Here is a 26,855-nt window from a genome sequence, read left to right on the forward strand (position 1 = left end):
TATGAGTCTAATTGTATAAAAATAAATTAATGAAATTAAGATCTAAAAGAAAGTATTATTTTTTTCAAGCCATCTTTTTATTATCATTCACTTTTGTTCAATCGCAAATTACAAGTGCGCCAACAAAGAATGATTTTGAAACAGAACTCGTTAAGCCTGTAAAAGTAATAAAGGTAGCAGAAGGTCATTATTTTATCGATTTTGGTAAGGCTTATTTTGGTACAGTTGTTATGCATTCTAAAAAGCAACAAAACGATAGTTTGATTGTTCATTTAGGCGAAAAATTAAATGATAATAAACTAATTGATAAAACACCAGGAGGAACAATACGTTATCAAAAAGCAAAGTTAAATCAATTAGATGCTAATCAAAATATAGTTATCAGCCTAAAGGCTGATAAAAGAAACACAAAAGTAGGTGCCATTCAATTGCCTAGTTCTTTTGGGGTAATTATGCCTTTTAGATATTGTGAAATAGAGAATCTTAAAATTCCAATTGAGGAATTAGATATTTATCAAAAAGGATATTATTATAAATTTGATGATGAAGCAGCTATTTTTAAATCATCAGATACTATATTAAATGCAGTTTGGGATTTAGGTAAACATACTATAAAGGCAACAAGTTTTACAGGTTATTATGTAGATGGAGATAGGGAACGCATTCCGTATGAAGCTGACGCATACATCAATCAGTTAAGTCATTATGCTTTAGATAGTGAATATTCGTTAGCACGTAGAACAAATGAATACTTTATAAATCATCCTACTTGGCCAACAGAATGGCTTCTTCATACGGTATTATTGTTTTATCAAGATTACATGTATACAGGAGAAGTGGAAATGCTAGAGAAGTATTACGATGTTCTAAAGACAAGAACTTTAATGGACTTAGAGCGTAAAGATGGATTAATTAGCTCTAAATCTGATAAATTAACAGGAGATTTTAAGTTAGAACTAGGTTTTACAAAACCAGATACTAGAGTTAGAGATATAGTAGATTGGCCAGCAGGACAAAAAGATACAGGATGGAAATTAGCCAATAAAAATGGAGAACGAGATGGATACGAAATGGTGGCTATTAATACCGTAGTGAATTCATTTTACTATTACAATTTACACTTAATGTCTAAAATTGCTGATGCTCTTGATAAAACAGAAGATGTTACCTTTTTTACACAGAAAGCAGCACAAGTTAAAGAAGTTATAAATAATAAATTATTTGATGAATCTAGAGGGATATATATTGATGGAGAAGGATCTTCTCATGCTTCTCTGCATGCTAATATGTTTCCTTTAGCATTTGATCTTGTACCAAATAAACATAAAAAAACGGTAACAGAATTTATTAAAACAAGAGGAATGGCTTGCAGTGTTTATGGGGCACAATATTTATTGGAAGGTTTATACAAAGCCAATGAAGCAGAGTATGCATTAGAATTGATAACAGAAACAGAAAGTGATCGTTCTTGGTGGAATATGATTAAAATTGGTTCTACAATGGCGTTAGAAGCTTGGGATATGAAATACAAACCAAATTCTGACTGGAACCATGCTTGGGGTACCGCTCCTACAAATATAATTTCTCGTTATATGTGGGGAATTACACCAAAAACACCAGGGTTTGGAACTGTTCAAATTAAACCTCAATTACATACTTTAAGTTCATCAGAAATAAAAGTACCAACAATTAAAGGAAGTATATTTGCTAAGTATAGCTTAACAAATGAAGGTTATGAGCGTTATGAAATAAAGCTTCCTAAAAATATGGACGGTGAATTTATTATTTTGGGTGATAAGACAGAAGTACTTCTTAATAAGAAAATGATGAGTTCTAATGTGAAAACTGTAAAATTAAAAAAGGGTGTAAATGTTTTGCTGATAAAGCGTAAGTAATCTTTTTTTATCTTAGTCTTGTTAAATCAAAATATAGAATCAGATATAAATAGTTTGTTATGAGATTAATTTTCACGGTACTTTTATTTTTTGTGATATTACTTAGTCAGGCACAAGCTAGAGATACTATATTCTTATGGCCTAACAAAGTACCAGGTGAAATAGACGTAAAACATACTGCAATAAAATCTAAGAATACAAAAGGGAATGTAATTCGCTTGTCTAAAGTTACAAATCCTTCATTAATAGTTTTTAAGCCAGAAAAAGCAAATAAATCAGGTGCAGCCATTATTGTTTGTCCTGGAGGAGGTTATAATATTTTAGCTGTAGATAAAGAGGGGTACGAAGTGGCAGAGTGGCTAAATAAATTAGGCTATACTGCTTTTGTTTTGCAATATCGTGTACCTCAGAAACAAAAAGGTGCGTTAAACGATATTCAAAGAGCTATTAGATTTGTAAGAAGTAAATCTAATGAGTATCAATTAGATTCTAATAAAATTGGAGTTATAGGGTTTTCTGCTGGCGGAAGTTTGTGTGCTCGTGCATCAACACTATTTAAAGAAGTTTCATATTCTAAAATAGATGCTATTGATCAGTTGTCTTGCCGACCAGATTTTTCTATGTTAATTTATCCGGCTTACCTTGATAAAGGAAAAAATAGAAGTCTTACTCCTGAATTAAAAATAAGTAATAACACACCGCCTTGTTTTATTTTTGGAACTGCTGATGATAAGTATGGAAATAGTTCTTTAGTAATGACAAGTGCTCTTAGAGATAATAATGTTCCTGTAGAGTTGCATTATCAATATAAAGGAGGACACGGTTATGGGTTACGTGCAGGTAATGTTGCCGCAGAAAATTGGCCTTCTCTTGCAGAAGATTGGTTAAGACGTATGGTTGATTCTAGTGAGTTGAATAAATATGTTAGAAATCAAAAATAAACAAAGTCTAGAAGAATATTTTTTTAGAGTTCTGTTGTTGTGTGTAGTTAATATTCATTTTTCTTAGAACGCTTTGTTTATATTAAATGATTTGTCCATATATATGAAGGATTCATTCATATAGAAGTGATCTTTTTTCTTGAGATTTGTGATAGGACCTATAATTTATTTAAATGATCTTATTAAAAAATAACTACTCATTTTTAGCGGCTTATTTAATTTTCTCAATATTTACTTCTTGTGTAGAAAATAAAGCAGCACTTAAGCTAAATGACATACAAGTTATTGGTAGTCATAATTCTTATAAAATCCCTATCGAAAAACCACTTTGGAATTACTTGTTCTCGCAAGATTCAGCAAAAGCAAAATCATTACAATACGGACATGTTTCTATTTTAGAACAATTAAATTTAGGTTTAAGAAATGTTGAGTTAGATGTTTTTTTTGATCCAAAAGGAGGCCATTTTTCTAATCCAAAGGGTTTAGAGTTACTTAGAAATAACGGAGAAACTCCGTTAGCATATGATCTAGAAAATAAATTGGCAGAACCAGGTTTAAAGATGTTTCATGTTCAGGATATCGATTTTAGAAGTCATCACCTTTTATTTAAAGATTGTTTAAAGATGATGAAAAAATGGTCTGATAAAAACCCAAATCACACTCCAATTTTTGTGTTGATGAATACCAAAGATCAAAAAGTAAAAGGAACACGCAACCCTCTTTCCTTTAGTAAAGAAGCTTTTAATGATTTAGATAAAGAAATTTTGTCTGTTTTTTCTAAGGACGATTTAATTACCCCCGATTTGGTTAGAGGTAATTTCGAAAGTTTAGAAGAAGCAATTTTAACAAATGGTTGGCCAGAGATGGAAGCTGTAAATGGACGTTTTCTTTTTGTGTTAGATGAAAAAACTGAGAAAATAAGTCGGTATTTAGAGGGACACGCAGGCTTAAAAGATAGAGTCCTTTTTGTAAATAGTCCGGAAGGAAATCCAGAAGCAGGTTTTAGAATTATTAATAACCCAATTAGAGATTTTGATTATATAAAAGAATTGGTTAAAAAAGGATATTTGGTTAGAACCAGAGCAGATGCAGCAACTAAAGAATCTCGCACAAACGATTATACAAGGTTTGAAAAAGCAAAAGCTTCTGGAGCACAAGTAATATCAACAGATTATTACATTCCAACAAATTTATTTCCATCAACTTTTAAAGTTAGTTTTAAAAATAATACTTACCAACAAATTAAGCAGTAATAGAATATGAAGAATCTAAAAAAGATATTAATAGCTTTTATGCTGTTTATAGGAATTACCGTTTCTGCACAAAAAACAAGCAAGTTTTCAGTGGTTACAAAAGGAGTAGCTACATCAATTCTTTTTGATAAGGATGATGCAAAAGTGGTTGAAATAGCATCAGAAATACTTTCTCAAGATATTTTAAAAGTATCAAATTCTAAAGTGTTATTAAATTCTGGCTCTTCAAAAAATGTAATTATTGCAGGAACTATTGGAGAAAGTAAATGGATTGATGATTTAATTTCGAATAATAAAATAGATGTTTCTAAAGTAAAAGATAAATGGGAAACCTATTCTATTCAAGTAGTAAATAATCCTACAAAAGAAATTGATAAAGCATTGGTTGTTGTAGGTTCAGACAGAAGAGCAACTGCTTTTGGTTTGTTAGAAATTTCAAGAATGATTGGCGTTTCTCCGTGGGAATGGTGGGCAGATGTTACACCAGCAAAACAAAAAGAGATTGTTTTAAAAGTTGAAACTAAAATTTATGGATCGCCTTCTGTTAAATATAGAGGTATCTTTTTAAATGATGAAGATTGGGGTTTACAACGTTGGGCAGCCTTAAATTTTGAGCCAGAAACTGGAGATATCGGACCTAAAACTTATGCAAAAGTTTTTGAATTGGTGTTGCGTTTACGTGCTAATACGCTTTGGCCTGCAATGCATTCTTGTACAGCGCCATTTTATTCGTATCCTAAAAATAAGCAAGTAGCAGACGATTATGCAATTGTTGTTGGTACTTCTCATTGCGAGCCAATGTTGTGTAATATTAATTCTGAATGGGAAAGTAAAAAAATGGGAGAATGGCGTTATGATAATAACGAAACTAGCATTAAAGAACTTTTTAAGGATAGAACAAAAGAAACGAATGGATTTGAAAGTATGTATACGATGGGAATGCGTGGAGAGCACGATTCGCCTATGATTGTTGGTGAAGATGACTCAGATTCTCAAATGAAATTATTAGAAAAAGTAGTATCTGATCAACGAAATATTCTAGATTTAAACTCAGGGAAAAATAAAGAAGATGTGCCACAAATTTTTATTCCGTATAAAGAAGTGTTAACCTATTATCAAGGAGGTATGGAGTTGCCAGAAGATATTAGTTTGGTTTGGACAGATGATAATTATGGTTATATACGTCAGTTAAGCACTCCCGAAGAACAACTAAGAAGTGGTGGCGCAGGTATTTATTATCACACATCTTATTGGGGAAGACCTCATGATTATTTGTGGTTAAACTCTACAAACCCTGTTTTAATGTGGGAAGAAATGTCTAAAGCTTATGAGTTTAAGTCTCGTAATTTATGGATTTTAAATTGTGGAGATATAAAACCACACGAATACAATATTGAGCTGTTTTTAGATATGGCTTGGAATATGGAAAATTTTAAAGAAAGTACTCAAGTAAAAGAACATCATACAAATTGGGCCTCTAGAGAATTTGGAAATGAAAATGCGGAAGAAATAACAGCTTTAATGTACAATTATTATCAGTTAGCGTTTCAGCGTAGACCAGAATTTATGGCTTGGAGTGAGGTAGAGCCTGTAACAAAATCTGGAAAAACAGAATTAACACAAATTCATTATGCTGATGAGGTGTCTAAAAGAATTGAATCTTACAGTAAATTAATAGATAAAGTAGAAGATTTATATACAGATGTTGCTGTAAATAGAAAAGATGCTTTTTATCAATTAATATATTATCCTGTAATTGGTGCATCTAGCTTAAATAATAAATGGTTGTATAAATACAAAAATGAATTTGTTGCTAAACAAGGTAGAAAAAGTGCTATTTCTTTTGGACAAAAATCTTTAGATGCTTTTAGTAGAATTGAAAAAGAAACTAATTATTATAATACAAAACTTAATAAAGGAAAATGGAATCATATAATGAATATGGCTCCACGATTTTTACCTGTTTTTTCTAAACCTGTAGTGGCAAGTACTAGCCAAAACAATAATTTATCTTTAGGTTTGGCTTTAGAAGGTTATGAAATGGAAATGAATGAAGAAATTATAAATTCATATGCCGACGTTTTACCTGTGTTTAATGCGTATACAAAAAGCACTTATTTTATTGATGTATTTTTAAAAGGAGAAGGAACTTTAAATTGGGAAGCAAAACCAAAAGCAGATTGGATAAAAATTTCTAAAACAAAAGGAACCTTAAATAATGGAAAACTAGAAGAACGACTTTTTGTTACCATAGATTGGGCAAAAGTACCTGTTGGAGATAATAAAAAAGAAGCACCATTAGGACACGATTTTCAGTTAATTCCACCAAGTTTTAAAGTTAATTCGGCAATAGAATTTATCAGTAATAATAAAGTACAAGCTATTGGGGTTTCTGTATTTAATCCGAAATTAAAAGAATTAGAAAACTTTAAAGGATTTGTAGAAGACAAAGGATTTGTTTCTATAAATGCAGAACACTTTTCAAGAAAAAAAGCAGGAAAAAAAGCTAATTGGAAAGTTTTAGAAGGTGTAGGATATAGCGGAAATGTAAGTGTTGCATTACCAAGAACTGTAGCATCTGAAGTTTCAATTTCTGCTATTAAAAAAAATAGTCCGGTATTAGAGTATGATTTTTATACCTTTAACTTTGGTAAAGCCAATGTTGTTGTTCAAGCAGTTCCAACACATGCTTTTTATGAAGGAAAAGGCGTTAGATGTGCTGTTTCTATAGATGATGCAGAGCCTGTTATAATAGATTTTCAGACTTTTGGTAGAGATGATGAATGGAAACAAAATGTATTAAAAAATGCAACACAAAAACAAGCAAAACAAATAATTAATAAAGCAGGAAAACATACGTTAAAAATCTGGATGGTAGATCCGGGTGTAATGATTGATCAGGTACTGATTGATTTAGGAGGAAAAAAAGAATCGTATGCTTTTCCGAAGGAAACAAAAATGTAATATAAATGTTTAAAAAAGTATTTCTTTTACTTCTGATTATAAACTTAATAGGTTGTAAACAAAAAGAAAGTGTAGATTCTAAAAAAATACAGATTGCTTTTATGGCAGATGTACATTTACAGGATATTTACGGAGAACTTTCGGATTCTGAATACAAAGGAGTTTTTAATACTAAAACAAATACGTATGCATTGGCAAGAACAATGCAATCTCAATTAGAATCTACCAGATTATTTAATGAAAACTATTTTGCATTTATTACTGCGTTAGATAATGTGGTAGAACGCGGAATAAAATATGTGGTTTTACCAGGAGATTTTAGTGATGATGGTCAGCCTTTAAACATTAGAGGTTTAAAAAGAATTTTAAAGGAATACGAACAGAAATATAACATTCAGTTTATTGCAGCCACAGGAAATCATGATGTGGTAAAACCTTTTTATCAAGACGCAGGAAAAAAAGATTTTTTAGGCGAAGGAGGTAAAAATCAACCAATATATAGTAAAGAAGGAATGTTTGAATCAGAAAATCCTTCATATTTAAAACCGATTATAACTAAAGATATAGCTAAATTAGGTTACGAAGAAATTCTATCTGAATTAGCAGATTTTGGCTTTTATCCAAAGAAAACAGATGTTTATTGGGAAACTCCTTTTTCTACATATAATTATGAAGATTATAGTTTTAAGAAAGCAAAAGAACAAGCTGATATTTTAAAAAGAAATTATAAAATTCCGCCATATAAAACGGTAATGCCAGATGTTAGTTATTTATTAGAACCTAAAGAAAATTTATGGTTTTTATCAATAGATGCAAACGTTTATATTCCAAAACAAATGGCAGAAAAGGAATCTGAAGAATCATCTAATTATAACTCGGCAAGTATTGGTTATAATAATGTTTTAACACACAAAAAACACTTACTTACTTGGGTTAAATCTGTGGCAGAAAGAGCAGAGAAATTAGGTAAAACTTTAATTGTTTTTAGCCATTATCCTATGGTAGATTTTAATGATGATGCATCTGATGATATTAGAGAATTGCTAGGAGAAAATAAAATGCAATTGCATAGAGTACCAAAAGAAGAAGTTGCTAGTTTATTTGCTAAAGCTGGTGTAAAAGTACATTTTGGAGGGCATATGCATATTAATGATACTGGTGTAAGAAAAGGATTAGTCAATGTTCAAATACCATCATTATCAGCATACATTCCTGCCTACAAAGTATTAACAATATCAGAAAATGAGTTTGATGTTGAAACAGTTGTAATTGATAAAGTTTCAAGGTTTAAAGAGTTATTTCCTTTATATGAAATGGAGTTTAATTATTTAAAAGAATCTAAGGCAAAAAATAGCTGGAATAAAGAAATTTTAGAGGTAAATTCTTATAAGGAATTTACCAATTGGCATTTAAAAGAACTAGTAAGATTACGATTTTTGAAAAAAGATTGGCCAAAAGATTTTAAGGATTTCTTTTTAGAAAAAACAGGAGAAGAATTAATGATATTAGCGGGTAAAACCTTAGATATTGATGTTCGATTTTCTGCATGGACAGGTTTTGATATGCTGTTTGATTTGTATCGATTACGCTCTGCGGATGCTTTAGCAATAGAAGATATTGGTGCGCATAGAATGAAAGAGTATAAGGAGTTAATTAAATTATACAAAGCAAAGTTTATTTTATTAGAAAATCCGACATCATTAGAAATGGAATTCTATCATTTTTGTGTTATTTTCGAAAAGTTTTCTAATGGAGAACCTACTAACCACTTTAAAATAGATTTATCTACTTTAAAAATATCAGAAGTAAATTAATTAAAAATAGAAATCTAAAGAATGATAAAGAAATTATCCCTCTTATTTACATTACTTTCAATACTACATATAAATGGGCAAAGTTTAAATTTTGAACATTATGGTTTAAAAGACGGATTATCTCAAAGTTCTATTAGAAACATTGTTCAAGATAACCATGGATTTCTTTGGATTGCTACTTTTGGAGGAGTCAATAGATTTGATGGTTATGAATTTAAAATGTTTAAAAGCGAGTTTAATGACCCTAATTTTATTCAAGCAAATGAGGTGGTCGATATGGAGTTGGATAGCAAAGAGAATCTTTGGGTAGGTACAACGTTTGGGTTATTTAAATATCATATTCCTACAGGAACTAATAAAACATATAATCATAAATTAGACGATAAAAGTAGTTTAGCAGGCGATGAAATTCGTACTGTATATCTTGATAAATCTAATCGTTTATGGGTAGGAACTAAATTTGATGGTATTAGCTTTTATGATGATGAAAAAGATAGTTTTCATTCTTTAAAAGTAGAAAATGTTAGAAATGTTAGATCAATTCAAGAAGCTCAAGATGGTAGATATTGGTTTTCAACATTTAATAAAGGTATTTTTAGTTTTGAATTATCAGAAAATAATGAACTTGTTGATTTAAAATCTCACAAATTAATAGCAAAAAATCAAAGTGTAATTCCAGAGATTTATTTTTTGTTTGAAGACAAGAAGTTTGATTTATTTGCAGGAACAAAAAAAGGAATTTTTAAGCTTAATAAACTTAAAAATGAATTTGAATTATTACCACAAAAAAACGAGGAAGATTATTTTAGATGTATTACAAAAGGACCAAATGATAATTACTGGTTGGGTACATTAAATGGTCTAATTAAATGTAAAAATATAGAAGGAATTTCTAGTGGAGAGTATGAGCGTTATAACTCTAAGAACACAGAATTACATTCTTTAAGCAATAATTATATATTATCATTATTGTTTGATAAATCTAGTGTTTTGTGGATTGGTACAGAAAATGGATTTGAAAAATATGATGCATATGACAATCAATTTAAGTCTATTTCTAGAAATTTTTCTGATCATTATTCTTTTCCAAATGTAAGTAGTTTTGCAAAAATAATAGGAGGAGAATTATTAGTAGGAACGCATTCAAATGGTTTATATATTAATAAAAATAATAAGTTTAAAAGGATTCTTCCGCAGTATAATAACATTGCAACAATTTACACAGTAGACAATAAAATCTTTTATATTGGGCTGTGGAGTGGACAAATAGTTAAATACAACTATCTAAATAATAAAGAATCTTTAATAGATGTTGGTTTTAAAAACTCTCCAATATTTTCATTTTATAAAATAAATGAAGATGAGTTTTTAATAGGGGCAAAAGGTGAAGGTTTAATATTATATAATTTTAGCTCTAAAAAATCTAGATTTGTTAATAGAGAAAAGTTAGGGAAATTAGATATTAATAAAATAGTAAAAACATCAAACAATATATTTTGGATTGCAAGTGAAGATGGAATTTATAAATTAAACTATGAAACAGAAGAAGCTAAGGTTTACAAATCTGAGGTTAGTGAATTATCTAATGATAGAATTAAAGATATTGTAATTGATAAAAAAGGTAAAGTTTGGGTTGGAACCAGACAGGGTTTAAAATATTATGATCCAATTTCTGATTCTTTTAAAGTTGAAATTGAAAATGTTAATTTACATAAAAACTGGGTTACAGATATTGCAATAGATAGTACTGGTGTAATGTGGTTAAACATGAATTACAATCAATTAGGAAAGTACAACCCAAAAGAAAAAGATTTTAGATTGTTTTATGTAAATAACGGAATTAGATCTAACGCAGAAAATAAGAAAGGGTTTTTGTTATTTGATAATTCTAAAATTTATATTGGAGGAGATAATGAAATTATTTACTTCTCACCTTCAAAATTAAGAGAAAATAAGATTGCTCCGTTACCAATTATTTCCGAATTTAAAATTCAAAATAAAATTATTAATCCAGGTACAGAAGTAAATGGAGAAGTAATTATGTTAGAAGAATTAAACTATAGTAAAAAAGTAGATTTAAGTTATGAAAACAGAAATTTCTCTATAAAATTCTCTGTTCCTTCATTTGTAAAAGAAGGTAGAAATGAATTTAAATATAAGTTAGAAGGTTTAGATGAAGATTGGCATACCGTAAATAATGATTCTAGAACAATTCAGTACGCTAATTTATTTCCGAATGAATATGTTTTAAAAATAAAAGCAGCTAATAATGATGGTTATTGGAGTGAAACTGTTTCGTATTATATAAATATAAAACCTCCATTTTGGCTAACTTATAAAGCATTTTTACTATTAATTCTTGTTTTAAGTGTTTTAGTCTATATGGTTAAAAATCAAATTAGCAATCGTTTAAAGTTAAAGAACGCATTGTTAATGGAAAAAGTGAAACGTGAACGTGATGAAAAGTTGAATAATGAAAAATTACGATTTTTCACCAATATTTCTCACGAGTTAAGAACACCATTAACTTTAATATTAGGACCTGTTAAGCAGTTGTTAGAAAAACAAGATAGAAGCGATTACGAGGTAGGTAGAATTAAATTAATAGATCAAAATGCAATGCGATTATTGCAATTGGTAAATCAAATATTAGATTTTAGAAGAGCACAAACAGGAGAATTAAAGTTAAAAGTATCTGCAACGGAAATTGTAAGTAGTACAAAATCTATATTCTCTTCGTTTAATCAATTGGCAGATGACAAGCAGATTAGTTATAGTTTTAATTCAGAATTAGAAAAAATTGAAGGTTGGATAGATGTAGATAAGTACAATAAAATACTTTTTAACTTACTTTCAAATGCTTTAAAATTTACAAAAAATTACGGAACAGTAGATTTGTTTTTAGGTATTTCTGAAGATAAAACAGATAGAATAGTAATTGAGGTAAGTGATGATGGAATTGGCATTCCTAAAAAGAGTCAAGAAAAAGTTTTCGATAGATTTTATCAAGCAACAAATAGTAAAGATAACACCACAGGTACAGGGATTGGCTTGTCGTTAGTACAATCTTTAATAAAACTTCATAAAGGAAAAATTACTTTAGAAAGTGAGGTAGATAAAGGAACAACGTTTATTGTTGAAATTCCGTTTTGTAAAGAAAGTTTTTCTAAAAAAGAAATTTTTGAACTTCCTTTAAAACCCGTACAAGAAAAAAGTAAAAAAGTAATTACTAAGGTTAAGCAAAGTACAGAAGTTAAACAAAGAATTTTACTAATAGAAGATAATGTTGAGGTACGTAAGTTTCTGGTAGATTATCTATCTGATTCTTATAAAGTTTATGAAGCTGATAACGGAAAAGAAGGATTACAGGTCTGTAGAAAAATAAAACCAGACTTATGTGTGGTTGATGTAATGATGCCTATAATGGATGGGTTTAAGTTTGTAGAAGAGTTAAAAGCAGATGAAAACATTAGTAATACAGCCATTGTAATGTTAACAGCACTTTCTGAAAACGAGAATAAAATAAAAGGATATTCTATTGGAGTTGATGGGTATTTGGTAAAACCATTTGATGCATCCTTATTAAAAACAAGAATTGAAAATATTTTAAAAATAAGATTTAATTTAAAACAACAATTTTCTGGTGAAGTAGAAAGTGATGTAACTGCTTTGGCACATTCTCAAATTGATGTTGAGTTAATTTCTAGATTAACAGAATTAATAAAAGAAAATATATCTAATCCAGATTTATCTTCTACATTTTTGTGCGAACAATTAGCCATGAGTTCTTCTAAACTTTATAGAAAAATAAAACAACTTACAGATTTATCTCCAAACGAATTTATAAGAACAGTTCGTTTAAAAAAATCGGCAATATTATTAAAAACAAAAAATCATAATGTATCTGAAGTGGCAACTATGGTTGGTTTTAACGATCCGTTGTACTTTAGTCGTGTTTTTAAAAAACAATTTGGTTATTCGCCAAGTAAATTAATCAAGTAAAAACTGCGTCCATATTTTTGATTGATTAATCTATATTCTAAAACTTTTTCAAGTCTACATTTGTAAATAGGATACTATTATTTAGTGATAATATATCCTTGATTTTATTTAAAAAAAAATCAAACTGTAGTGCAAACAATAAGTTAAGGATAGGTAAATAATGAAAGAATCAAAATATAGTATTGGTTGTGATATTGGTGGAAGCCATATTTGCTGTACCATTATCGAAGTAGAGACAGGAAACGTTTTAGAAAAATCATTTGTTAGCATGATGGTTAACCATGCAGAACCTAAAGAGGTTTTAATAGATACTTGGGCAAAAGCAATAATAGCATGTAAAAAACAGCTACCAGAAAGCTCTAGTTTTGTAGGCGTAGGAATTGCTATTCCTGGTCCTTTTAATTACGAAGAAGGAATTGGTTTGTTTGATAATTCTAATAAAAAATTCATCCACTTAAAAGACGTAAATGTTAAAGAAGCACTCTCTAAAACTTTAGCATTATCAAAAAATAAAATACAATTTGTTAATGATGCCACAGCCTTTTCCTTAGGGTGTTTTTGGTATGGAAGCGGTAAAGGAAGTAATCAAATGGTTGCAATTACTTTAGGTACTGGATTTGGTTCTTCATTTATTAGCAAGGGAAAAGTTATTGAAGAAGGAAATACGGTTCCGGAAAATGGATATTTATGGGATAAACCTTTTAAAGAAGGAATTGCAGATGATTATTTTTCTACAAGATGGTTTGTAAATAGTTTTAACGGGGTTTCTGATGAAGAAGTAACAGGCGTAAAACGTATTGCAGAATTAGCAAAGTTAGGAAACACAGATGCAGTTTCATTATTTAATAAGTTTGGTCATAATTTAGCGTCTTGCTTATCCGATTACTTACTTAATTTTAATGCAGATGTAGTAGTAATGGGAGGGAATATAGCGGAAGCTTTTGATTTATTTAAACCAAGTTTATTTTCAGAATTACGAATGAGAGGAATAGAAATTCCTTTTAAAGTATCAATATTAAAAGAAAGTGCAGCTATGTTGGGTGCAGTAACCTTGTTTAAATAAAAAAGATGAATAATAAAAAAGTAAGTACGTTACCAATATTTTTAGCCTTTTTATGTATGGGTTTTGGAGATGTTGTAGGCCCTATGGTAAGTTTAGCAAAAGAAACTTTCGAGTTAACTAATTTTTTAGCAACCTTATTACCTTTTAGTGGGTTTTTAATGTTTGGAATATTATCTATTCCAATGGGAATCTATCAAGATAGAAAAGGAAAAAAGAAAGTGTTATTAATAGGATTGGTAATTGCTTTTATAGGGCTTTTAATTCCTATTTTATCAGGAATGTACGGACCAATAATAGATACAGGAACAGTAGATTTACAATCAAAGTTTTACGTTATTTTGGCATCTATATTATTATTAGGAGCAGGAGCAACTGTATTACAAGTTTCTGGAAATCCAATAATGAGAGATGTATCTGTACCAGGAATGTTCTCTAGTAATTTATCATTAGGACAATCTATTAAAGCAATTGGTTCTTCTTTAGGATTCTTATTACCGCCCTTCGCTGTTATGGCAGGTATGGATTGGACTTTATTATTCCCAATTTACGCAGTACTTATTTTAATTACCACAGGGTGGATCAGTAAATTAAAAGTAGAAGAAGTTAAACATGAAGACGAAACGCCTGCATCATTAGCAAGTTGCTTGTCTTTATTAAAGAATAAATATGTGTTAATGATGGTGTTTTCTATATTTGTTTATGTAGGAGCAGAGGTATCGATGAGTTCCGGAATACCAATTTTATTAAAAGAAGAATTTGGTATAGAAGGTTTTAGTTTATGGTTAAGTTGGGCATTATTTTTCTTGCCAATATTAATTGGTCGGTTTTTAGGAGCCGCAATTTTAACAAAAATTAAACCAATTAAGTTCTTATTTGTAACGGTAATTTTATCAATATTAGGTGTGTTGTTATTAATTTTAGGGAACACGTTAATAGCTTATATTGGTATTATTTTGGTGGGTTTAGGGTTTGCAAATATTTTTCCTTTAGTATTTTCTATAACGGTAGATAAGTTGCCAGAAAGAGCAAACGAATTAAGTGGGTTAATGGTAACAGCAATTGTAGGTGGTGCTTTTATACCTCCAATAATGGGGTTTGTAGCCGATTCTTCTAGTGTTTTATTAGGTTTTTTGGTGCCATTAGTTTGTTTAATATATATATTGTTTTCAACGATAGTTGCTTCTAAAAAATAAGTTAATTTAATAGAAAGAAAAAATTTTTCTAAACGAAATAATTTTAGATAAAAAGTTCTGTGTTTAATTACACTGAACTTTTTTTTGTTTTTATAAAGAGATAATAGACCTACTTATAATTTCGACGGAATTGAAAAATGAGTTTCAATTTGATAATTTATGTGTGTATTTTTTAATAAAATAACATTTTTGTTTAATTATTTTCCTTAAATCATCTTTTTTGATATTTATATGATAATTTGGTCTATGAAAGATAAATAGTTTGCTTAATATATTGTGTTGCGGTTACAAGATCTTTAATAAAGTAAAAAAATAGAGTAAAATTTATGCAAGAATATGGAGAATTAGCATTGGCTTTGGTAGCAAAAAACAATCTTAATACATCTGCGATAAATCAAGTAATAGAAACAAGTGAAAGTAATATTTTTCCTGTAGAAAAAACGGATGCATTAATTTGGAAGGAATTAAAGAATGGTAAGAAAACAGCTATAGAAGAGCTTTATAATAGATACGTAAATATATTATTTTCTTATGGTATGTATCATTCAAAAGATAGGGGCTATGTTATGGATTGTATTCACGATTTATTTGTAGACTTATATAAATACAAAAACAAGCTTTCTAAAACAGATAATGTTAAGTATTATCTTTTTAAATCCTTAAAAAGGAAAATTAATAAAAAGTATCATAAAAAAAATACTTCTGTTTCTTTAGATGATTTTGATTATGAAATTGATGCTATGAATAAAAAGCATTCAGATTCTTGTGAGAAACACATTATAACAGAAGAAGGTATTTCCGAAAGAAACTCAAGGTTAAGAAATGCTATGAAAACCTTAAGTGATAGTCAAAGAAAAGTTTTGAGTTTAAAATTTGAGCAAGAAAAATCTTACGAAGAAATTTCGATGATTATGGAGGTTTCTATTGAATCTGCTAGAACGTCTGTTTATAGAGCAATTAAAGCATTAAGAAAATTAAATTTCAGTGTTTTATTACTACAATTATCTTTTTGTTTTTTATAAAAAACACATTTTAACGTCTATAAAAAACTGAAAACGTGCTATTAATAATATAGCAGTCAAATAAAGTTTTTAAACTAATAATAAAGAATATAAAAAGATCATGAAAGTTAATGAATCTAATAAAGTTAAGATTTTACCAATTACAGAATTGGAAAAAACGGCTTTAAAGAATAAAATTTTTAATTCTGTTGATAATCTTAGCTATAGAAAAAGAAATAGAAGAAATAAAGGTTTAGTAATGAGTCTTGCTTTTTCTTTAGTTTTTTTGATAGGTATTGTTTTATGTTATCAAAATGAACCTAATAGTTCTATTACAGATTTTGTAAATACATCAAAATTGGTAGATTTTAATAAAACTGATGAAGTTGTATTGGTTTTAGGAAATGGAGAGAATTTAAAAATAGAAAAAAAGGATAGTAATATAAATTATTCTAAATCAGGAAAAAAATTAACAATAGGAGAAGATACCGAAATAGAACAAGAAACCTCTAAAAATAGTAAAGTAGCATACAATACACTTATTATACCTTATGGTAAACGATCTAAAATAAATCTTTCAGACGGAACGATTGTTTGGTTAAATTCTGGTTCTAAATTAATATATCCGGTAGTTTTTAATGGAGATAGAAGAGAGTTGTATTTAGAAGGAGAAGCTATTTTTGATGTTGCTCATGATAAAAAGCATCCTTTTATTGTAATGTCTAAAGAGCAGGAAGTTAAAGTTTTAGGAACTGTTTTTGGAGTAACAAGTTATCCGGAAGAAGGAGAAATTAATACGGTTTTAAAAAGCGGAAGTGTGCAAATTAGTTATCATAATGATCCCAAATTAAATCATTATTCAGATAAAATTAAAATTACACCTGGTACAAAAGCAACGTATAATAAAGAAACTAAGGGTATTGTATCAGAAAAAGTGAACGTAAATAATTATTTCTCATGGAGAGATGGTGTTTTAATCTTTAAAAATAATGATTTGAGTTATGTTATGAATAGAATTTCTAGATACTATAATTTAAAAGTAGATATTAAAAATAAAAATTTAGCTAAAGAAAAGTTTTCTGGATATTTAGATTTAAACGAAAGCATAGATAAAGTGGTTAAAAATATTAGTGCAAGTACAAATATGAAATATACCTTAGAAGAAGGTAAAATAATAATTAATTAAACAAAAAGAATTTATGAAGTGAACTACTATTATTTGAATTAGTAAAAGGCCGGAAGATGCGCCAACATCTTCTGGCTTATTTTAATCACATTGCTGTAGAGAACAGCAAAACTTAATAATCAAAACAAAAATATGAAAAAAAACTCACGCAAAGGAATTTTAATACTTATGAGAATATTTCTATTATTAATTAGTTTGGGAATCACAGCAGGTAACATGAATCCGCTGATGGGACAAACGAAAATAAATATTGATGTAAAAGGAATATCAATAGAAGAATTTTTTAAAGAAATTCAAGGGTCAAGTGATTACATGTTCTTTTATAAGGATGATGTTTTAAACACAAATAAAAAAGTATCAATAAAACTTAATGAAGCAAATATTATTAAGGTTTTAGATAAAGCTTTTTCAAAAATAAATTTAAGTTATAAGGTTGACGGAAAACAAGTTATTGTTAAAAAGATACAACCAAAACCTACTATTGTTTTAACTAATAATCAGGTAACACAAGAAAAGGTAGTTACTGGTTTAGTCGTAGAATCAGAAGGTTTTGCTTTGCCTGGTGTAAGTGTTCATGTAAAAGGAACCTCTACAGGAACTGAAACCGATTTTGATGGTAAATATTCTATTAAAGTACCAGCTGGTGCTGTTTTAGAGTTTTCTTATATAGGTATGATAAAACAAACTGTAACTGTTGGAGATAAAACTGTTATAGATGTTAAAATGGAAGAAAGTACTGCTTCTTTAGAAGAAGTGGTTATTGTTGGTTATGGTTCTTTAAAAAAAGAAGAATTAACGGGTTCTGTTGCAGTAATGAAAGGAACAGAATTAGAACAAGCGCCAACATCTTCTTTTGAGCAATCTCTAAGAGGTGGAGTAGCAGGTATACAAGCAAGTGCTCTTGATGGAGCACCAGGATCAAATACAGAAATTAGAATTAGAGGTATTGGATCTATTAATGCATCTAGTGAGCCTTTATATGTTATAGATGGTATTCCTATTCAAGCAGGTAGCCAGTCTACAAATGATAATGATGGAGCTAGCTCTAATGTAATGGCATCTATCAACCCAAACGATATTGAAAGTATTAGTATTTTAAAGGACGCTGCTTCTACAGCAATTTATGGATCTAGAGGTGCAAATGGTGTTATTTTAATTACTACAAAACAAGGAAAAACAGGTAAAGCAACTATAGAATTAAAAACATTAACAGGGTTTAATTCTCAAGCATCAAAAAATATTTTAAAACCTTTAAATGCAGCTCAGTATAAAGAATTATATATTGAAGGTTATGTAAATTTAGGACTTACAGAGGCAGAAGCTCAAACACAATTAGATAATTATTATACACAACAAATCGATCCTTCAACAGGTGAAGCTACAGATACAAACTGGTTAGACGCTATAACAAGAACTGGCGTTACACAAAGTTATGATTTAAGTATAAGAGGAGCTACCGATAAAGTTAAATACTTTATGTCTGGTGGTTTTATGGAGCAAGGAAGTTATATTATAGGATATGATTTTTCTAGATTTAGTGGTAGAACTAATTTAGAATATAAAGCAAGTAAATATTTAACAATATCTAATAACATATCAATTGCAAATATTACATCTACAACTGCACCAGATGCAGGTTCTTGGAACAATCCGTTTAAGAGTACTTTAGAGCTATCTCCGTTAATTCCTATTTATGACGAGGAAGGTTTATACAATGCAGATCATTTAGCATATTTTCCAATAGGAAGTAATCCTGTAGGAAGTTTAAGCGGAGACGATTTATGGGAAACAAAAACAAGTAGAATTATTGACAATTTAGCATTTACAGTTACTCCTATAAAGAATTTAATATTTAGATCTCAATGGAATTTTGATATTTTAAGCGTTAACGAATCTACTTATTATAACAGACGTTACGGAACCGGATATGATACAAATGGTTATGCTTATGAAGCAAATACAACCAACAAAACATGGGTAGGTACACAAACGTTAGATTATAGTTTAACATTAAACGATAGTCATAATTTAAACTTTTTAGCAGGTTATGAAGCGCAACAAACCGTACGTGAATCATTTTCTGCTTCCGGTTCAGATTTTCCTAACGATGTAGTTAAAACATTAAGTACTGCAGCAGCAGAATATGCGGTTTCAGGTACTAAAACAGAGTATACTTTTAACTCTATGTTTTTAAGAGGTAACTATAATATTGATCATAAATATTACCTTTCAGGTAGTGTAAGACGTGATGGGTCTTCAAGATTTGGTGCAGATAATAGATACGGAACATTTTATTCTGTAGGTGCAAGTTGGAATATGTTTAAAGAAAAATTTATTAATAATATTTCTTTTATCGATGTTCTTAAATTAAGAACATCTTATGGTTTAACAGGTAATGCAGCTATTGGTAATTTTGCTTCCTTAGGATTATATAGTTATGGTGATGATTATGACGGCTCTCCAGGAGGTACTCCTCAACAACTTGAAAATCCAGAACTTACATGGGAAACTCAAGAGAATTTTAATATTGGGTTAGATTTTGGTCTTTTTGGTAAAATTAATGGTACTGTAGAGTATTTTGATAGACAATCTTCAGATCTTATTTTAGATGTTCCTATTTCTCCAACAACAGGGTTTACAGAATTAACACAAAACTTTGGATCTATGTCTAATAAAGGTTTAGAGGTTACTTTAAATGCAAACATTATTAATAATAAAGATTTTAGATGGAGTGTTGGTTTTAATACAACTTTTATTAAAAATGAAATTACAGATTTAGATGAAGATTATACAAGCGGAGCCTTTAGAAGACAAGTAGGACAAGATTTTCAGTCTTTTTATATGTATGGTTGGGCAGGTGTAGATCAAACAAACGGAGATGTACAATATTTTACAGATGCAAGTGAAACTACCATAACAAATGATATTGGAGACGCAGAGCGTTATTTATCAGGTAAGTCTGCAACACCAGATTTTTACGGTGGTTTTAATACTTCTTTTTCTTACAAAGGCTTTAGCTTAAATGCTGGTTTTATGTATTCTTCTGGTAATTATTTGTTTGATAGTAGAGCAAAAGGATCTTTAGGAGATGGTAGATTAACACCAAGAAGTACTGCAACTTATGTTTACGAAAATAGGTGGGTAGAAGGTAAAACAGATGCTTTATTTCCAAAGTTTCAATGGGGAGGACAATCTGGTAGTAATCAAAGTAATGTTACAAGATGGTTGTACGATGGTAGTTTTATCCGTTTAAAAGATCTAACATTGGCATATGATTTTCCTGAAAAAGTAGCATCATTATTACACCTTAGTTCTGCAAGAATATACGCAAGAGGTACAAATTTATTAACGTTTACTAAAGATAAAGATTTGTATATAGATCCAGAACAATCTATAAGCGGAAGTTATAATGGTTTAACACCAGCGATGAAAACTGTTTCTGTAGGACTAGATATTAAATTGTAATTTAAAAAGAAACTCATGAAAAAATATAATAAAATATTACTATTGATTATGGTAGGGTTCTTCTTATCATGTTCAGAATCATTTTTAGAACTTACTCCTCAATCTTCTGTAGCAAATGAAGATGCAATAACTAATTTAGAAGATTTAGAAACATCTATTACTGGGGTTTATGATGAAATATCAGGCGCATATTATTATGGTAGATATATGTTTTTAATTCCTGATGTATTAGCAGATGATGTAAAACAAAACTTATCTGCAAACAGAATTATAGATTATGCAGAACATGTGCAAAACGTTTCTGATGCTCAAGCTAGTTCTCTTTGGGAAGGTATGTATTTTGCTAATAATGCTTTAAATAATATTATCAATTCAGATGTAGAAGTAACTGAAGCATCTCAAGATAATAAAGATCATATTTTAGGAGAAGCTCATGCTTTAAGAGGTTTAATTTATTTTGATTTAGTAAGGTTTTTTGCCCAGCCTTATTCATATACAACAGATGCAAGTCATGCGGGAGTACCTTTAATTTTAGAGTTTGACCCAACATTAGAACCATCAAGAAATACTGTAGAAGAGGTTTATAATCAGGTGATTTTAGATATGACAACGGCTTTATCTTTAATGAGTGATACCTCTAGAAGCTCAAATTCTAGCACATTATCAGCTACATCTGTCAAAGCTTTATTGTCTAGAGTTTATTTGTATAAAGAAGATTGGGCAAATGCAGAAGCAATGTCTACCGATGTAATTAATGCAGGTTATAGTTTGGTTGATAATGGCAATTATGCAACATTATGGGATAACGATAATACTTCTGAATCGATTTTTGAAATTTCTATGACAGAATCAGACAACGTAGGAGGTAACGGTATTGCTGGTTTATACATTTCTGCAGCAGCAGGTGGTTACGGAGATTATTTACCATCTAACGACGTTGTTTCTTTATATGACGCAGACGATGTAAGGATGGGAAATTTTGTGATAGATGAAAATTTAGCGGGAGATTATGCGCCTTATAGAGTAGACAAATACTCACATGTTTTGGGGTATGATAATGTAAAAGTTGTACGTCTTGCAGAAATTTATTTAATAAGAGCAGAAGCAAGAGCACAAATAGGTACAGATATTACTGGAGCTCAAGAAGATTTAGATATAATTCGTAAGAGAGCACTTCCTACAGCAATAAGTACAACGAGTACAGGAGATGATTTAATAGACGCTATTTTTCTAGAAAGAAGATTAGAACTTTGTTTTGAAGGACAAAGATTATGGGATTTAATGCGAAGAAAAAAAGATATTGTAAGAACAAATTGTACATCTAGTACTTGTTTTATTCCTTATGCAGATGATACCAATATATTACCAATACCACAGGATGAAACAGATGTAAATCCTAATATAGAGCAAAACCCAGGATACTAATTATATAATTGTCCCAACTTAAAATATTAAAGACACATATTGATAAAAGGAAAAGTTGTTTTCAATGTGTGTCTTTAACTTATGGCAGTCAAGAATTCTATATACTTAGCGTTTTAGGATGTCTTTCTGTTCATGTAAATTCAATTATAAAAAATAAAATATTTTGGAAAAAAATCGTAGAAATTTAATAAAATTATTATCAATTGGTACAATTTTTCCTACTCAGATAGCAAGTACTTTTGCATCAATATTAGAATCTGTTGATATTAATCCGAATCAAAGACTATCTAATAATTTGATAACAAATCTTCAAGACACTAAAATTGAAGAGTTGTATAAAAAAGCAATGGTTATTGATGGACTTATTATTCCTAAAGGTTGGAATAAAGATTCTTTTGATGCTTTAGCAAAAACGGGATACTCTGGTTTTGGTACCTCTTTACTTTCTGGAAATTTAAAATCAGCTTTAAAAAATATAACAGAATGGGATAATCGTATTAAAAATAATTCGGATGTATTAATAAAAGCAACAAGTGCGGCAGATTTTATCAGAGCTAAAAAAGAAGATAAAACAGCTGTTTTATACGGATTTCAAAATGCTACAATGATGGAGAAATCTATAAAAAACCTCGATACTTTATATGATGCTGGTACACGCTGGATTCAATTAACCTATAATCAAAGAAATTTGTTAGGTGATGGAAGTACAGAACGTACAGATTGTGGTTTATCAGACTTTGGAATTGAAGCCATAGAGCGTATGAACGAACTTGGTATTATGATTGATTTATCGCATTGCGGAAAAGAGACAACCAACGACGGAATTAAGTTTAGTAAAACCGGAGCGTGTTTTAATCACACAATGTGTGAGTCTTTGTATAAAAATCATCCAAGATCTAAAACCGATGCGCAAATAAAAGCCATGGCAGATAAAGGCGGTATTATGGGCGTAATTTGTTTAGGGTATATGATAGGCCCCGAATTAGGTACAAAAACAACCTTAGAAACTTATGTAGATCATATAGATCATGTTGTTAAAATTGCAGGAATAGATCATGTTGGTGTTGCTGCAGATTTTGCAATACAAGGTTTACAAGCAACAGGAGCAACCAAAGAAAACTGGTACGAACCAAGGTTAACAAAATTTAAACCTTCGTACAAAGTACAATGGCCACCTTGGATTCCGGAATTAGATAAGCCAGATCGTTATTTACAAGTAGCTAAGATTTTAGATAAAAGAGGTTATAGCACTGGTGATGTCGAAAAAATATTAGGTTTAAATTGGTTAAGATATTTTAAGGACACTTTAAAATCTTAATAATTTAACATGAATAAGATGTCTATAAAAAGAGACTTATTTACTTACAATAGTATACTTAAACTAATTAATAGCTAAATTATGAAGTACATATTATTTGCACTTTTTACAAGTTGCATGCTTTCTGGTTACTCTCAAAAATCAAAATTTTATAATAGTAATAGAACCATTCTGGGCATCCATAAAGAACGAACAGCTTCTATGGGAATTGGTGATATTGATGGTGATGGCGATTTAGATGTTGTTATAGCTAATGGTAGGCATTGGCCAGGACAAAATAAAATATTTATAAATAATGGTCGCGGAATTTTTACAGTTTCTAAAAATTTAGGAACAGAACAAGAAACAAGTTACTCTACAGAGCTTGCAGATTTTAATGGCGATGGATATTTAGATATTGCTGTTGGTAATGATATGGCACCTAATTACATTTTTATAAACGATGGTAAAGGGAATTTTACCAAAGGCGCTAGTTTTGGCGCAAAATATAATCCTACAAGAAATATTGTTGTTGCAGATTTAGACAACGATGGCGATATGGATATTTTAATAACCAATAGAGGAAGTGAAAACGAGATTTGTTTAAATAACGGAAAAGGTGTTTTTACAGAGGTTATTGGGTTTGGAAACAAAAAAGATTCTACCATAGATGTTGAGGTTGCAGATATGAATGGTGATGGCTATTTAGATTTAATTTTAGCAAATAGAGATGACCAACCAAATTATGTTTATTTAAACGACGGGAAATTAAACTTCAATGAAAAAATCCCTTACGGAACTGGTAATGATGTTACAAGATCTGTAGCAGTTATTGATATTGATAAAGATGGTTATAAAGACATTATTACCGCAAATATAGGCGAGCCTAATGTTATTTATTTTGGAAGTAAAAAAGGAACATACGAACGTAAAATTGTTTTTGATGCAAGTTCAGATAAATCATATTCTTTATCTATTGGCGATTTAAATGGTGATGGAGAAACAGATATTATTATAGGAAATACAGGGTCACCAAATAATGTTTTTATCAATTCTAATAACGGCACAAGTTGGACTAAAATTCAGTTAAATGACGAGAAATTTAGTACATATGATATTTTAACGTTTGATTTAAATGGTGATAAAAAACTAGATATTATAGAAAGTAATTCAGGCGAATTAAATCAATTTTACTTTAATAAATTCACTCCAAAATTTCCTTGATTTTAATCAAGATTGATATTTATAACTCTTAAAAAATATAAAATGATATATAAAAATAAATCAAAGCATAAAATGAAACAAGCAGGTTACTTATTAAAATTAGGTGTGCTGATTCTAGTTACAGGATGTTCTACAAGTACTCCATCAAAATGGGAAAACATAAACGAAGAAGGTGCTTTCTTGGTATATAGAAGACAATCTTTAATTGGTAAAGAAACCTATTCTATTACATCAACTAAAGATTCAATTATTGTAAAATCACTTCAAGGAGAAAACGAAAGAGGTAGAATTACAGGAGTAGAAGCAGAGTTACATTTAGATATAAATTTAAATCCTTCTTCTTACAGAAATAGACGTATTACAAAAAATGATACAATTGTTAATTTAGAAGTTAAAAAAACTGCTGATGGAATTTCTGTTTGGGAAAAAAATAGAGATTTTGTAAAAAAGGAAAATATAGATTTTTTTCCGGTTCATAGTAATATTCCTGCAGGTGTAGAAATGATGTTATATCAATATTATTTTAAACAAGGTGGTACAGGAAGTATTCCTACTATACCAAGAGGAGAAATTACCATGAATTTTATTCAAAAAGATACCGTACAAATTAAAGGTGAAAAAGTACCTTTAAAAAGATATGTTGTAGAAGGTATCAATTGGGGAGGAAGAACTATTTGGGTAGATGAAGCAAATAATTTAGTGGCACTTGTTAAGGCAAATACACAAATTAGAGAATATATTAAAGAAGGTTACGAAGAAGCAAAACCATTTTTTGTACAAGGAAATGTAGAGGAAGAAATGGCTGCGTTATCAAAATTCACTAAAGATTTAAAAGGTACTCAAGCAAAAATAAAAGCATTTGTTGGAGGAAATATTGTAGATGGACTTAGCAACACTGCTAAAGAGGATATGACTTTAATTATTACAGACGGAACGATTTCTAAAATAGGAAAACGTTCTGAAGTAGAAATTCCTGAAGGAGCAGAAGTTATTGATGTAAAAGGAAAAACATTAATTCCTGGTTTGTGGGATATGCATGCGCATTCTAATCAAGTAGATTGGGCACCAGCATATTTAGCAGGTGGTGTTACTACAATTCGTGATAACGGAAATGAGCTAGAATTTGCAACCTCATTTAGAGATGCCATTGCAAAAGAAGGCGCAATCGGACCAGATATTTTATTAGCAGGTATGACAGACGGAGCCGGAATACAAGGTAACGGAGTTGTAAGAGCAAGAACTGTTGAAGAGGCTAAAAAAGTAGCAGATTTATATTTTTCTAACGGATACAAACAAATAAAAATTTACTCTTCAGTAAGTTCAGAATTAACAAAAGTATTGGCAGAAGAAGGACATAAAAGAGGCATGTCTATTACAGGTCATGTGCCAAAAGAAATTGGTAATGCACGTGGTGCTATTGATGCAGGAATGGATATGTTAAGTCATAGGTCTAGAATTTTAACGGTATTATTTCCTGGTAAAACAATTAAGGAATTAGGTAGTTATTATATCAATAAAAATGATATTTCGCAGAAACAAATAGACGAAGCTATTGCTTATCTATTAAAGCATAAAACAGTTTTAGATCCAACAATTGCTCTAGATGTAGCAAGAGCAATGACTAAAGGATCTGTTTTAGAAACCATAGAACCATTTTCTGATAGAATAGCGTATGAATTATTTGAAGGAAAAAGATTTAGAACAGGTTTATCTGCAAAAATAGCAGAAACGGCAAAAGCAGATTATATAAAAGCAATGGGAATTCTTGGTCAATTTTATAAGGCAGGAGTGCCAATTGTTGCAGGAACAGATAATATTGTACCTGTTTTTGGTTTGTATTTAGAGTTAGAAACATATCAGAAATACGGAGGGATGACACCGTTAGAAGCTATAAAAACAGCTACAATTGTACCAGCAACAGTAATGGGATTAGGAGATAAAACAGGAACTTTAGAAATAGGAAAAGAAGGAGATATTGCAATTCTAGATAAAAATCCTTTAGAAGATATTTCTAATATTAGAACAGTTTCTGCAGTTGTTACTAACGGAAATTATTACAAAAGTAATCCGTTATGGAAAGCAGCAGATTTTAAACCAGCGGAATAGTTTTAAGGTTTAAAAATTAATAAAAA

Annotated in this window: 15 protein-coding genes; all 15 read left to right on the plus strand. The window is 29.7% G+C overall.

Features of this window, described 5'->3' with window-relative positions:
* Positions 1–29: 29 nt before the first annotated feature.
* The 15 genes from GQS57_RS07625 to GQS57_RS07695 all read left to right on the plus strand — a co-directional run bounded on the left by GQS57_RS07625 (position 30) and on the right by GQS57_RS07695 (position 26,829).
* Positions 30–1,895 (plus strand): family 78 glycoside hydrolase catalytic domain, encoded by a 1,866-nt coding sequence (locus GQS57_RS07625; protein ID WP_165732091.1) that lies wholly within the window; start codon positions 30–32, stop codon positions 1,893–1,895.
* Positions 1,896–1,954: 59 nt separating this feature from the next.
* Positions 1,955–2,836, plus strand: a complete 882-nt coding sequence (locus GQS57_RS07630; protein WP_165732093.1) for an alpha/beta hydrolase — start codon at positions 1,955–1,957, stop codon at positions 2,834–2,836.
* A gap of 173 nt (positions 2,837–3,009) precedes the next feature.
* Complete coding sequence (locus GQS57_RS07635) at positions 3,010–4,089, plus strand: phosphatidylinositol-specific phospholipase C1-like protein (protein ID WP_165732095.1); 1,080 nt, start codon at positions 3,010–3,012, stop codon at positions 4,087–4,089.
* A gap of 6 nt (positions 4,090–4,095) precedes the next feature.
* Positions 4,096–7,053 (plus strand): glycosyl hydrolase 115 family protein, encoded by a 2,958-nt coding sequence (locus tag GQS57_RS07640; RefSeq protein WP_165732098.1) that lies wholly within the window; start codon positions 4,096–4,098, stop codon positions 7,051–7,053.
* A gap of 5 nt (positions 7,054–7,058) precedes the next feature.
* The gene (locus GQS57_RS07645; protein ID WP_165732100.1) at positions 7,059–8,867 is read left to right on the plus strand and encodes a metallophosphoesterase; all 1,809 of its coding nucleotides are present in this window, start codon (positions 7,059–7,061) and stop codon (positions 8,865–8,867) included.
* A gap of 21 nt (positions 8,868–8,888) precedes the next feature.
* Positions 8,889–12,869 carry a hybrid sensor histidine kinase/response regulator transcription factor gene (locus GQS57_RS07650; RefSeq protein WP_165732102.1) on the plus strand — a complete coding sequence of 1,327 codons (3,981 nt, stop codon included), beginning with the start codon at positions 8,889–8,891 and terminating at the stop codon, positions 12,867–12,869.
* Between the two features lie 160 nt (positions 12,870–13,029).
* Positions 13,030–13,932 carry an ROK family protein gene (locus GQS57_RS07655; protein ID WP_165732104.1) on the plus strand — a complete coding sequence of 301 codons (903 nt, stop codon included), beginning with the start codon at positions 13,030–13,032 and terminating at the stop codon, positions 13,930–13,932.
* Between the two features lie 5 nt (positions 13,933–13,937).
* Positions 13,938–15,125 carry a sugar MFS transporter gene (locus tag GQS57_RS07660; RefSeq protein WP_165732106.1) on the plus strand — a complete coding sequence of 396 codons (1,188 nt, stop codon included), beginning with the start codon at positions 13,938–13,940 and terminating at the stop codon, positions 15,123–15,125.
* A gap of 326 nt (positions 15,126–15,451) precedes the next feature.
* The gene (locus GQS57_RS07665; RefSeq protein WP_165732108.1) at positions 15,452–16,147 is read left to right on the plus strand and encodes an RNA polymerase sigma factor; all 696 of its coding nucleotides are present in this window, start codon (positions 15,452–15,454) and stop codon (positions 16,145–16,147) included.
* Between the two features lie 100 nt (positions 16,148–16,247).
* Positions 16,248–17,312 carry a FecR family protein gene (locus GQS57_RS07670; RefSeq protein ID WP_165732110.1) on the plus strand — a complete coding sequence of 355 codons (1,065 nt, stop codon included), beginning with the start codon at positions 16,248–16,250 and terminating at the stop codon, positions 17,310–17,312.
* Positions 17,313–17,444: 132 nt separating this feature from the next.
* Complete coding sequence (locus GQS57_RS07675) at positions 17,445–20,777, plus strand: TonB-dependent receptor (protein ID WP_165732111.1); 3,333 nt, start codon at positions 17,445–17,447, stop codon at positions 20,775–20,777.
* A 15-nt stretch (positions 20,778–20,792) separates the two neighbouring features.
* Entirely contained in the window at positions 20,793–22,202 is a 1,410-nt protein-coding gene (locus GQS57_RS07680) for a RagB/SusD family nutrient uptake outer membrane protein (RefSeq protein ID WP_165732113.1), read from the plus strand.
* Positions 22,203–22,365: 163 nt separating this feature from the next.
* Complete coding sequence (locus GQS57_RS07685) at positions 22,366–23,520, plus strand: dipeptidase (protein WP_165732115.1); 1,155 nt, start codon at positions 22,366–22,368, stop codon at positions 23,518–23,520.
* Between the two features lie 81 nt (positions 23,521–23,601).
* Complete coding sequence (locus GQS57_RS07690; RefSeq protein ID WP_165732117.1) at positions 23,602–24,723, plus strand: VCBS repeat-containing protein; 1,122 nt, start codon at positions 23,602–23,604, stop codon at positions 24,721–24,723.
* 42 nt (positions 24,724–24,765) lie between these two features.
* On the plus strand, positions 24,766–26,829 hold the full coding sequence (locus GQS57_RS07695) for an amidohydrolase family protein (RefSeq protein ID WP_165732118.1): 2,064 nt from the start codon (positions 24,766–24,768) through the stop codon (positions 26,827–26,829).
* The last annotated feature ends 26 nt before the right edge of the window (positions 26,830–26,855 follow it).

The organism is Polaribacter sp. 20A6 (genome assembly GCF_011378915.1).
Classification (GTDB): domain Bacteria; phylum Bacteroidota; class Bacteroidia; order Flavobacteriales; family Flavobacteriaceae; genus Polaribacter; species Polaribacter sejongensis.

Coding starts and splice junctions, on each gene's coding strand:
- GQS57_RS07630 (WP_165732093.1), top strand. CDS start 1,955: ATGAGATTAATTTTCACGGTACTTTTATTTTTTGTGATATTACTTAGT.
- GQS57_RS07670 (WP_165732110.1), top strand. CDS start 16,248: ATGAAAGTTAATGAATCTAATAAAGTTAAGATTTTACCAATTACAGAA.
- GQS57_RS07665 (WP_165732108.1), top strand. CDS start 15,452: ATGCAAGAATATGGAGAATTAGCATTGGCTTTGGTAGCAAAAAACAAT.
- GQS57_RS07650 (WP_165732102.1), top strand. CDS start 8,889: ATGATAAAGAAATTATCCCTCTTATTTACATTACTTTCAATACTACAT.
- GQS57_RS07645 (WP_165732100.1), top strand. CDS start 7,059: ATGTTTAAAAAAGTATTTCTTTTACTTCTGATTATAAACTTAATAGGT.
- GQS57_RS07680 (WP_165732113.1), top strand. CDS start 20,793: ATGAAAAAATATAATAAAATATTACTATTGATTATGGTAGGGTTCTTC.
- GQS57_RS07655 (WP_165732104.1), top strand. CDS start 13,030: ATGAAAGAATCAAAATATAGTATTGGTTGTGATATTGGTGGAAGCCAT.
- GQS57_RS07640 (WP_165732098.1), top strand. CDS start 4,096: ATGAAGAATCTAAAAAAGATATTAATAGCTTTTATGCTGTTTATAGGA.
- GQS57_RS07635 (WP_165732095.1), top strand. CDS start 3,010: ATGATCTTATTAAAAAATAACTACTCATTTTTAGCGGCTTATTTAATT.
- GQS57_RS07660 (WP_165732106.1), top strand. CDS start 13,938: ATGAATAATAAAAAAGTAAGTACGTTACCAATATTTTTAGCCTTTTTA.
- GQS57_RS07625 (WP_165732091.1), top strand. CDS start 30: ATGAAATTAAGATCTAAAAGAAAGTATTATTTTTTTCAAGCCATCTTT.
- GQS57_RS07675 (WP_165732111.1), top strand. CDS start 17,445: ATGAAAAAAAACTCACGCAAAGGAATTTTAATACTTATGAGAATATTT.
- GQS57_RS07690 (WP_165732117.1), top strand. CDS start 23,602: ATGAAGTACATATTATTTGCACTTTTTACAAGTTGCATGCTTTCTGGT.
- GQS57_RS07695 (WP_165732118.1), top strand. CDS start 24,766: ATGATATATAAAAATAAATCAAAGCATAAAATGAAACAAGCAGGTTAC.